This window comes from Actinophytocola sp., from assembly GCF_035942955.1.
In the GTDB taxonomy this organism is placed as follows: domain Bacteria; phylum Actinomycetota; class Actinomycetes; order Mycobacteriales; family Pseudonocardiaceae; genus DASYTH01.
Window position 1 is genome coordinate 1 of the sequence record NZ_DASZCQ010000021.1, and the last position, 10,596, is coordinate 10,596.

At 70.4% G+C, this 10,596-nt stretch carries 11 protein-coding genes and 1 pseudogene; all 12 read left to right on the top strand.

The annotated features are described in order from the left end of the window. Positions 1-361: pseudogene (locus VGX25_RS01580) on the top strand (ABC transporter ATP-binding protein); the annotation flags it as partial. Continuing rightward, the gene (locus VGX25_RS01585; protein ID WP_326915688.1) at positions 358-1,146 is read left to right on the top strand and encodes an ABC transporter permease; all 789 of its coding nucleotides are present in this window, start codon (positions 358-360) and stop codon (positions 1,144-1,146) included. The pseudogene VGX25_RS01580 and the gene VGX25_RS01585, both read left to right, overlap by 4 nt. Next, positions 1,146-2,012, top strand: coding sequence for an ABC transporter permease (locus VGX25_RS01590; RefSeq protein ID WP_326915689.1), 867 nt, complete (start codon positions 1,146-1,148; stop codon positions 2,010-2,012). Before VGX25_RS01585 ends, VGX25_RS01590 begins: the two co-directional genes overlap by 1 nt. After that, positions 2,009-3,286: an MCE family protein gene (locus VGX25_RS01595; RefSeq protein ID WP_326915690.1), complete on the top strand. Its 1,278-nt coding sequence runs from the start codon at positions 2,009-2,011 to the stop codon at positions 3,284-3,286. Before VGX25_RS01590 ends, VGX25_RS01595 begins: the two co-directional genes overlap by 4 nt. Continuing rightward, complete coding sequence (locus tag VGX25_RS01600; RefSeq protein ID WP_326915691.1) at positions 3,283-4,284, top strand: MlaD family protein; 1,002 nt, start codon at positions 3,283-3,285, stop codon at positions 4,282-4,284. The genes VGX25_RS01595 and VGX25_RS01600 overlap by 4 nt, the downstream gene beginning before the upstream one ends. Further along, positions 4,281-5,270 (top strand): MCE family protein, encoded by a 990-nt coding sequence (locus VGX25_RS01605; RefSeq protein ID WP_326915692.1) that lies wholly within the window; start codon positions 4,281-4,283, stop codon positions 5,268-5,270. The genes VGX25_RS01600 and VGX25_RS01605 overlap by 4 nt, the downstream gene beginning before the upstream one ends. Further along, positions 5,270-6,274 (top strand): MCE family protein, encoded by a 1,005-nt coding sequence (locus tag VGX25_RS01610; RefSeq protein WP_326915693.1) that lies wholly within the window; start codon positions 5,270-5,272, stop codon positions 6,272-6,274. Before VGX25_RS01605 ends, VGX25_RS01610 begins: the two co-directional genes overlap by 1 nt. Continuing rightward, the gene (locus tag VGX25_RS01615; protein ID WP_326915694.1) at positions 6,271-7,356 is read left to right on the top strand and encodes an MCE family protein; all 1,086 of its coding nucleotides are present in this window, start codon (positions 6,271-6,273) and stop codon (positions 7,354-7,356) included. Before VGX25_RS01610 ends, VGX25_RS01615 begins: the two co-directional genes overlap by 4 nt. Continuing rightward, positions 7,356-8,567 (top strand): MlaD family protein, encoded by a 1,212-nt coding sequence (locus VGX25_RS01620; RefSeq protein WP_326915695.1) that lies wholly within the window; start codon positions 7,356-7,358, stop codon positions 8,565-8,567. The genes VGX25_RS01615 and VGX25_RS01620 overlap by 1 nt, the downstream gene beginning before the upstream one ends. Beyond that, entirely contained in the window at positions 8,552-9,064 is a 513-nt protein-coding gene (locus tag VGX25_RS01625; RefSeq protein ID WP_326915696.1) for a hypothetical protein, read from the top strand. The genes VGX25_RS01620 and VGX25_RS01625 overlap by 16 nt, the downstream gene beginning before the upstream one ends. A gap of 20 nt (positions 9,065-9,084) precedes the next feature. After that, positions 9,085-9,699, top strand: a complete 615-nt coding sequence (locus VGX25_RS01630; RefSeq protein WP_326915697.1) for a hypothetical protein — start codon at positions 9,085-9,087, stop codon at positions 9,697-9,699. Positions 9,700-9,910: 211 nt separating this feature from the next. Beyond that, the gene (locus VGX25_RS01635; RefSeq protein ID WP_326915698.1) at positions 9,911-10,549 is read left to right on the top strand and encodes a hypothetical protein; all 639 of its coding nucleotides are present in this window, start codon (positions 9,911-9,913) and stop codon (positions 10,547-10,549) included. The last annotated feature ends 47 nt before the right edge of the window (positions 10,550-10,596 follow it).

Here is a 10,596-nt window from a genome sequence, read left to right on the forward strand (position 1 = left end):
CCTGGGCATGCTGTTTCGCCGGGAGTTGGTCATGTTCGGGCCGCGGGAGGTGTTGCTGACGTCGGACGAGCCGGTGGTCGAGCAGTTCCTCAACGGCCGGCGGCTCGGTCCGATCGGCATGTCCGAGGAGAAGGACGAGGCCACGATGGCGGCCGAGCGGGCGATCCACCGCACCGACGAGGAGGACGTCCGCGGGATCGTCCCGCAGCTGCAGCCGACACCGGGAATGCCGGAACGCCGGGCGGTCCGGCGCCGCACGGACCGGGTGCTGCGCATCCTGCACACGCTGCCGCCACGGGCCCGGCACGCCATCCGCACGTCGCTCGATTCGCTTGCCGGACAAGGGATGGCGGTGAGATGACCACGCCGACCCCGTCGTTCCCCGGCACCGCGGCGATGCGGGAGGCGGGCCGGCTCTACGCGCTGGCCCTCGACGTGGTGCGGTGCACGTTCCGGCGGCCGTTCCAGTTCCGCGAGCTCGTGCAGCAGTTCTGGTTCATCGCCAGCGTCTCGCTGCTGCCGGCGGCGCTGGTGTCGATCCCGTTCGGCGCGGTGATCGCGCTGCATCTCGGCTCGCTCACCCAGCAGATCGGCGCGCAGTCGTTCACCGGCGCGGCCAGCGTGCTGGCGATCATCCAGCAGGCCAGCCCGGTGGTCACCGCGCTGCTGATCGCCGGCGCCGGCGGTTCGGCGATGTGCGCCGACCTGGGAGCGCGCACCATCCGCGAGGAGATCGACGCGATGGAGGTGCTCGGGGTCAACCCGGTCCAGCGGCTGATCGTGCCGCGGGTGCTCGCCGCGATGGGCGTCGCGGCGTTCCTCAACGGGTTGGTCTCCGTGGTCGGGGTGCTCGGCGGCTACTTCTTCAACGTGGTCATGCAGGGCGGGACCCCGGGCGCGTACCTGGCCAGCTTCTCCGCGCTCGCCCAGCTGCCCGACCTGTGGATCAGCGAGATCAAGGCGGTGCTGTTCGGCTTCGTCGCCGGGGTGGTCGCGGCCTACCGCGGCCTGAACCCCGGCCGGGGCCCCAAAGGCGTCGGCGACGCGGTGAACCAGTCCGTGGTCATCACGTTCCTGCTGCTGTTCCTGCTCAACCTGATCCTGACCACCTTGTACCTGCAGGTCGTACCGCCGAAGGGAGCCTGATGGCGACCGTGGTCACCGATCCCGAGCGGGCCACCGCGGCCCGCCGGTTGGGCGCGGCCGTCGACCGGCAGCTCACGTTCCTGGACATCCTCGGCGACCAGATCCTGTTCTTCCTGCGCGCGCTGGCCTGGGTCCCCCGGGCGATCCGCCGATACACCAGGGAGATCGTCCGGCTGCTTGCCGAGGTGAGCTTCGGCAGCGGCGCGCTGGCGGTGATCGGCGGCACGATCGGCGTGATGGTCGGGCTGACCGCGTTCACCGGAACGGTCGTCGGCCTGCAGGGCTACTCGGCGCTCAACCAGGTCGGCACCCCGGCGCTGGCCGGTTTCGTGTCCGCCTACTTCAACACAAGGGAGATCGCCCCGCTGGTCGCCGGGATCGCGCTGTCGGCGACGGTCGGCTGCGGGTTCACCGCGCAGCTGGGCGCGATGCGGATCTCCGAGGAGATCGACGCGCTCGAGGTGATGGGCGTGCCGAGCATCCCGTACCTGGTCACCACCCGGATCATCGCCGGGTTCATCGCGATCATCCCGCTGTACGGGATCGGGCTGCTCACCTCCTACCTGGCCTCCCGGCAGGTGACCGTCTGGTTCTTCGGCCAGTCGGCCGGCACCTACGACCACTACTTCGCGCTGTTCCTCCCGCCGATCGACGTGCTGTGGTCGTTCGGCAAGGTGCTGGTGTTCAGCGTGGTCGTCGTGCTTGCCCACTGCTACTACGGGTTCCGGGCCAGCGGCGGCCCGGCCGGCGTCGGTGTCGCGGTGGGACGGTCGGTGCGTACCTCGATCGTCGCGGTCAACGTGCTGGACCTGTTCCTGAGCCTGGCGATCTGGGGCGCCACGACCACGGTGCAGGTGGCCGGATGAGCACCCGTCCCGGACTCCGCAAGCTCGGCCGCCGCTCGGCCGGGCTCGCGTTCCTGCTCGTGCTGGCGGCCCTGGTGACCCTGTCGGTGCAGATCTACCGCAAGGAGTTCGTCTCCGCGGTCATGGTGACGTTGCGGGCCGACCGGGTGGGCAACCAGCTGCACACCGCGTCGGAGGTCAAGGCCCGCGGCGTGGTGGTCGGCGGTGTCCGGGAGGTGCGCAGCGTTCCGGGCGGCGCGGAGATCCTGCTGGCGCTCGATCCGTCCCAGGTGGACAAGATCCCGAGGGACGTCTCGGCGTTGCTGATCCCCAAGACGCTGTTCGGCGAGCGCTACGTCCAACTGTCCATACCGGACGAGTCGAGCGCGCCGGCGATCGCCGCCGGCGACGTGATCCAGCAGGACCGCTCGGCCAACGCGATCGAGCTGGAGCGGGTGTTCGACGACCTGCTCCCGGTGCTGCGGGCGGTGCAGCCGCAGAAGCTGGCCACCACGCTCACCGCGATCGCCACCGCGCTGCAGGGCCGCGGCGAGCGGCTGGGCGACACGCTGGTCACCGCCGCCGACTACCTCACCGAGTTCAACCCGAACCTGCCAACGCTCACCGAGAACGTCCGCAACCTGGCCCGGGTCAGCGAGCTGTACGGCGACATCGCGCCGGACATCCTGGACTCGCTCACCGACTCGACGGTCACCCTGAACACCGTCGCCGAGCGGCGCGACGAGCTGCGCACGCTCTACGCCCAGGTCACCTCGTCCACTCAGGACGTGGCCATCTTCCTGCGCAACAACAAGGACAACATCATCCAGCTGGCGGCGTCCGGCCGGGCGCCGCTGGAGCTGGCCGCCCGGTACTCGCCGAGCTTCCCCTGCACCCTCAAGGCGTTGGCCGATCTGAAACCGGTCATGGACAAGGTCCTCGGCGCCGGAACCGACCGGCCCGGCCTGCACGTGGAGGCCTCGGTGACCAAGTCACGCGGGCCGTACCGCCCGGGCGTCGACGATCCGGTGTACGACCAGACCGGAGGTCCGCGGTGCTACCCGAGTGGCGTGGCGCCCACCGCCGGCACGGTCGCCGCGCCCACCGGCAGCCGGGGCCACCCGCTGCTGCCCGGCGCCGGTGACGACCTCGGGCTGCCCAACTCCCCGCAGGAGCGCGAGCTCCTCGCCACGCTGGCGGCCCCGGCGCTGGGGGTCGCACCCGGACAGGTCGCGCCGTGGAGCAGTGTCCTCATCGGACCGCTCTACCGCGGAACGGAGGTAACGCTGCGATGAGGAACCTCGCCGGCCCGCTGCTCAAGGCGATCATCTTCGTGCTGGTCACCGGGCTGGCCACGGCGGTCCTGGCCGTATCGATCGCCAACACCGGGTTGGGCGACACGGCCACGTACCACGCCCGGTTCACCGACGTCACGTCCCTCAATCCCGGGGACGACGTGCGCATCTCCGGGGTGCGCGTCGGCCAGGTCGACGAGCTGACCGTCGTCGACGCGAACCTGGCCAGGGTCACGTTCTCCGTCGACCGGAGCCGGCGGCTGCCCGGCGACGTCATGGCCGTCATCAAGTACCGCAACATGGTCGGGCAGCGCTACATCGCGCTCGAGCGGGACACCGGAGGCGGGCCGCCGCTCGCGGAGGGGGCCGAGATCCCGGTGGAGCGCACGACTCCCGCGCTGGACCTGACCGAGCTGTTCAACGGGTTCAAGCCGCTGTTCCAGGCGCTGTCCCCGACCGACGTCAACCAGCTGTCCGGCGAGATCGTGCAGGTGTTGCAGGGCGAGGGCGGCACCGTGGAGAGCCTGCTGGCGCACACCGGATCTCTCACCGCGACGCTGGCCAGCCGGGACAAGGTGATCGGCGAGGTGATCGCCAACCTCGACTCGGTGCTGCGGACGATCAACGGCCAGGGCGACGCTCTGTCCACATTGGTCTCGACGCTGCAGCGGCTGGTCTCCGGTCTGGCCGGGGACCGCACCGCCATCGGCGACGCGATCGACGGGATCGCCGACCTGACCAACGCCACCGCGGGACTGTTCGAGGTGGCCCGGCCGCCGCTCAAGGACAGCATCGCCGGCCTCGGCCAGCTGTCGGCCAACCTGGCCAGCGGATCGGCCGAGCTGGACCGGTTCCTGACGTTGCTGCCGGCCAAGTTCGAGGCCATCGGCCGCACCTCGACCTACGGCTCCTGGTTCAACTTCTTCCTCTGCCGGGCAACGGTGCGGACCGACCCGCCGCAGGAAGTCGTCATCCCGGCCGCGAGGTGCCAACCATGAGATCTTTCCGCGAGCGCAACCCGGTCGGCATCGGCGTGATCGGCACCGCGCTGCTGGCCGCGGTGACCGCCATCGTGTTCTACTCCGAGGAGCTGCCGATCATCGGGGGCGGGACGACCTACCGGGCCGAGTTCTCCGAGGCGGCCGGGCTGCGGCCGGACGACGAGGTCCGGGTGGCCGGGGTCAAGGTCGGCAAGGTGACCGAGGTGGAGCTCGCCGAGGACCGGGTGCTGGTCAGCTTCCGGGTGTCGGACACCTGGATCGGCGACCGGACGACGGCCGAGATCAAGATCAAGACGTTGCTGGGCCGCAAGTTCCTCGCCCTGCATCCGGACGGCACCACCACCCAGGACCCGAAGCGACCGATCCCGCGGGACCGGACCGTCACGCCGTACGACGTCACCGAGGCGTTCGAGGGGCTGGCCCAGACTGCCGGCGCGATCGACACCGACCAGCTGGCGGAGAGCTTCCAGTCCATTTCGGACACGTTCCGGAACTCGCCGAAGCACGTGCGCACCGCGCTCGACGGGCTCACCGCGCTGTCCCGCACGATCTCCTCGCGCGACGAGCAGCTGGCCAGCCTGCTGGCCAACGCCAGGGAGGTCAGCACGACCCTGGCCGGGTCCAGCGACGAGATCGACGCGCTGATCACCGACGGCAACCTGCTGCTCACCGAGCTGAGTAGCCGCCGGGAGACCATTCATGCCCTGCTGGACGGAACAAGGAAACTCGCCGAGCAACTGTCCGGGCTGGTGGCCGACAACCAGGCGCGGCTCGGTCCGGCGCTGCGGGAGCTGGACACGGTCACCGCGATCCTGCAGCGGCACACCGCCGACCTCGACCGGAGCCTGCAGGTGGCCGGTCCATATTTCCGGGTGGCGAACAACACCGCCGGCACCGGACGGTGGATCGACACCTACATCTGCGGTCTGATACCGGAGAACCGCAATCCCTGCACGCCACCGCCGCCGGGAGGTGGCCGGTGATGGCGCGCGGACTCACCAGGAAGCGGCTGGCGGTCGGGCTCGCCGTGCTGGCGGTGATCACGGCGTTGAACCTGTGGTGGATCTTCGCCGGCGACAACGGCAAGCGGATCACCGCCTACTTCAGCCGGGCGGTCGGCGTCTACCCGGGCTCCGACGTCCAGGTGCTCGGCGTGCGCGTCGGCGCGGTGGATTCGGTGACCCCGCGCGGGGACCGGGTCGAGGTGGTGATGACCCTGGACTCCGACGCGCCGGTGTCCGCCGGCACCCGGGCCGTGATAGTCGCACCCAGCGTGGTCGCAGACCGGCACGTCCAGCTCACCACGCTGAGCGGAGCCGGGCCGAAGCTGGCCCATGGAGCGGTGATTCCGGCCGAGCGCACGGCCACTCCGGTCGAGCTGGACGAGCTGTACGCCAGCCTCAACGATCTGCTGACCGCGCTCGGCCCGAACGGCGCGAACGCCGACGGCGCGCTGTCCGACCTGCTGTCCACGGGCGCGGCGAACCTGCGCGGCAACGGCGCGGCGTTCAACGAGAACGTGCGCAACTTCGCTGAGCTGGCAAGGACTTTGGCCAGCTCCCGGGATGACCTGTTCGGCACGATCGACGAGCTGCAGACGTTCACCGGCATGCTGGCCCGCAACGACGAGCGGGTGCTGGAGGTAAACGGGCAGCTCGCCGAGGTCTGGCGGACGCTGGCGGCCGACCGCGAAGAGCTGTCGGCGGCACTGCACTCGCTGGCCGGCGCGCTCGGCGAGATCCAGGCGTTCATCCGGGACAACCGCGCTGCCATCAAGTCCAATGTGGACAAATTGGCGGAGACCACCCAGGTGCTGGTGGACCGGCGGGCCCAGCTCGCCGAGGCGCTGGACGTGGCACCGATCGCGGTGACCAACCTGCTCAACGCGTTCGACCCGGCCTCGCAGACCCTGCAGGGCCGGGCGAACCTGCTGGAGTACCTGCCGCTGCCGGTCGCCGGCGAGGTCTACCAGGGAGGTGCGCGATGAGGCTGAGAACGCACCGTCACGTTGCTTCCCTTCTCGCCGCGGTGGTGCTCGCGTGTGCGACCGGATGCAGCAGCAGCTTCACCGGGGTCTACGACCTTCCGCTGCCCGGTGGGGCCGATCTCGGCGACCGCCCGTACCGGGTCACCGTGCAGTTCGCTGACCTGCTCGACCTGGTGCCGCAGGCCGCCGTGAAGGTCAACGACGTCGCGGTCGGCCGGGTGGAGTCGATCGGGCTCGGCGGGCCGGACGGGTGGACCGCCGAGGCGGTGCTCGCGATCAACGGCGATGTCGTGCTGCCCGCCGACGCGACAGCCAACCTGCGGCAGTCCAGCCTGCTCGGCGAGAAGTTCGTCGAGCTGTCCGCGCCGGCCGGGGCACCAGGGCCGGCCGGCGACCGGCTCACCGACGGCGCGGTGATCACCCTGGACCGCACCAACCGGCACGCCGAGGTGGAGGAGGTCTTCGGCGCGCTGTCCCTGCTGCTCAACGGGGGTGGCATCGGTCAGCTCCAGACGATCAACCGGGAGCTGTCGAAGGTGCTGACCGGCAACGAGACCGAGATCCGGGCCTTTCTGTCCAATCTGGACCAACTAATGTCCGAGCTGGACGGGCACCGGGCGGAGATCACCGCCGCGCTGGACGGGCTCAACCGGCTGTCGGCGACGCTGGCCAACCGGGAGTCCCAGGTCCGTGGGGCGCTGACCGACCTCACCCCGGGCCTGCGGGAGCTGGCCGACCAGCGGACCGCGCTGGTCACCATGCTGCAGTCGCTGGACTCGCTGTCCGACGTCGCGGTGGACACGATCACCCGCAGCCGCGACGACATGGTCGCCGACCTGACCGCGCTGGCGCCGGTGCTGCACCGGCTCACCGAAGCCGGCCAGGCCCTGCCGGAGGCGCTGGAGATCCTGCCCACGTTCCCGTACCCCGACTCGGTCCTGGACGTGATCAAGGGCGACTACCTGAACATCTTCCTGTCCATCGAGCCGGAGCCCGGGTTCCCCATGCCGTTGCCGCCGCTGCCCCTGCCGCCGACCGGGCCGGTGACCGGGCCGGTGACCGGAAAGGCGGGTGACCGCTGATGCTCACCCGCAGAGTACGCATCCAGGTGCTGGTCTTCGCCGTCGTCGCACTGTCCATTGTGGCCTACGTCGGGGCGAGCTACGTCGGGTTGGACCGGCTGTTCGGCCAGGACGGCTACGTGGTGCGGCTGCAGCTGGCCGACGGCGGCGGGATCTTCACCAACGGCGAGGTCACCTACCGCGGGGTGGCCGTCGGCCGAGTCGGCGAGCTGCGGCTGACCGACGACGGCATGGAGGCCGACCTGCTCATCGACGCCGACGCGCCACCGATCCCGGCCAGCGCGCGGGCCGTGGTGGCCAACCGCTCGGCGATCGGCGAGCAATATGTCGACCTGCAGCCGAGATCCGAGGATGGGCCGTTCCTCGTCGACGGCGCGGTGATCCCGCGCGAGTCGACGACGCTGCCGCTGCCGGTGGCCACCGTGCTTGGCAACCTGTCCGCCCTCAACGAATCCGTGCCGACCGACGCGCTGCGCACGGTGGTCGACGAGCTCTACGCCGCGACCCGCGACACCGGGCCGAGCCTGCAGGTGCTGCTGGACTCCTCAATGGCGTTAACCGAGACCGCCGCGGCGCACCTGCCGGAGACCATCACGCTGATCAACGACGGGGCGACCGTGCTGCGAACGCAGGTGGACTCGTCGGCGGCGTGGCGCTCGTTCAGCGCGGACGCCAAGCTGTTCGCCGCCGAGCTGGCCAGATCGGACGGTGATCTGCGGGCGCTGATCGGCGCCGCCCCGCGGGCCGCGACCCAGCTGTCCGGGCTGCTCAAGGACACCGATCCCGGGCTGGCCGTCCTGCTGGCGAACCTGCTCACCACGGCCAGGGTGTTCGAGCTGCGCACCGCCGGACTGGAGCACCTTCTGGTGGTCGCGCCGCAGGCCGTGGCGGCCACCTCGACGGCGATCACCCCGGACGGCGGCCACCTGTCGCTGGCCCTGACCTTCTTCGACCCGGAACCGTGCGAGGCCGGGTACGAGACGACGCCGCGCCGGCAGGGTGAGGACCCCACGCCGGCCCCGCTCAACCTCGACGCCCGATGCACAGTCCCCGGTGGTGATCCGCGGCTGGTGCGGGGATCGCAGCATCTGCCGGACGCCGCCGTACCGCCGGCCGCGACCCCGGGCGGCACGCTCGCCGGGCCGCTCGGGCTGCCGCCCCTTCCCTTGGTGTCGACGACGCTGGAGGAGCTGCTGTGGCTGCCAAGCTGAATCTGTTGCGGGTGGCCATCGTGCTGCTGGTCGCCGCGGCCGGGTTCGCCGGCTGGGCGGGTTGGTACTGGTTGGCCGCGGCCGGCGACGAGGCGGTCGGCTATGCCGAGGCTCGTGACGACGTGTTGCGGGCCGGCCGGGCGCACGTCGCCGAGCTGACCACATTGGACTACCACGACGTGGACGCCGGGATAGCGCGCTGGCTCTCGGTGTCCACCGGCCCGCTGCACGACCGGCTCGCCCGCACCGACGAGCAGACGAAGAGCAGGCTGCGGCAAGGGGCCACGGTGGCCACCGGAACCGTGCTCGACGCCGCGGTCAGCGAGCTGGACCAGCGTGCCGGTACCGCGAAGCTGCTGGTCTCGGTGGAGATCACCACGGCGAGGGCGGGGGCGGAGCCGGCCACCAAACGCAACAGGTTCATCGCGTCGCTGGCGCGTACCGGCGCCGAGTGGAAGCTGTCCGCCCTCGACCAGGTTCCGTTCGGCGCCAGCTGAGCGCCGGGGAGGTGACGATCATGACCACGCAAGCCGAACGGCTCGAGAAGGTGGCGGATCCGCCCGAGCCGGACACTGCGGACCCGCCCGAAGAGGACCCTCCGGATCCGCCCGGGTCCACGCCGAACCCGAAGCGGCGCCTGGCGATCGTGCTGCTGCTCGTGGCCGCGCTCGCCCTCGGCGGGACGGGGACCTGGTTTCTCCTGCGGGCACACGAACTGCGCGCGACGGCGGCGGCTAGCAACCGCGCCCTGGTCGATCCCGCGGCCACCGCGGAGCTGGCCGCGTCGGTCACCCAGGCGCTCAACCGGATCTTCTCCTACGCCTACGACCGGACCGAGGTCACCGAGCAGGCGGCCACCGAGGTGCTGCGCGGGTCGGCCCTTGACACCTATCGCCGGCTGTTCGGCGAGGTCCGCAGGCTCGCGCCGGAGCAGAAGCTGGTGCTCAGCACGCGGGTCTCGGACGTCGCCGTGCAGCACCTGGCCGGCGACCACGGGCAGGTGCTGGCCTTCCTGGACCAGTCGGCCACCCGGGTCGACAACAACACCACCAGCGCCGCGGCGGCCCAGCTCTCGGTGACCGCGAAGCGCGAAGGGGGCAAATGGGTGATCATTGAACTCGTGCCACGTTGAAACTGCTCGTAATCTGACAAGCTCGAACGTGTTTGATATTGCCTCGGTGACAACTTATACAACGGACTCGTATCAGGGAGGTGATTCTTCAAGAAATACTTGTGGCGAACGCTACGGTGGCGTAATCTACTTATCGGTAACAAGCCGACGAATTCGGCGAGAGGATACCGATAAACGTATTCCTCACATGCCATTTTGTGGAGGAACCATCATGCGCAGAGTTGTGCGGGCCTTGGCCGTTACCACGGCCACAGCGGCCGCGATCATTCTAGGCGGCGGCGTTGCCTCCGCGGTCCCGTTCACTCCAGGCACCTGGACCGTCACCCCGAGCGGGACGATCGGCGCCACGGCCGGCGTCACGACGCTCACCGCCGGGCCCCCTGGGCAGGCTGCGACCGTCACGCTCACCTGCCAAAGCTCGAGCGTCGTCGGTGGCGTCGCATTGGCGGGCGCGACCGGCAGCCCGGCCACGCTCGGTAACCTGCCCCAGGGCAGCGTCAGGTTCACCAGCTGTTCCGGCCCGTTCGGTTTCAACTTCAGCGTGGCACACCTCGGCAACTGGCCCCTTCAGGGCATCACCTACGACCCGGCGGTCAATTCCGGCACGACCGCGGGCCGCATCACCAACATCACCGCCAGGCTGACCGGGCCGTTCTGCACGGCAACGATCACCGGCACGGCCGCCGCCACCTACACCAACAATGACTGGCGGCTGGTGACGAACCCCGCACGCACGCTGACCGTGTCCCAGGTCTCCGGCTGCTTGAACCTGCTGCAGGCGGGCTACACCGCCGGGTTCAACGGCGCCTACACTCTCAGCCCGCACCTGACGATCACCGCGGTGCCGTGACGATCCGCACGACACACCCGGTCCGCCCCGCCCGGCCCCCCCCCGCC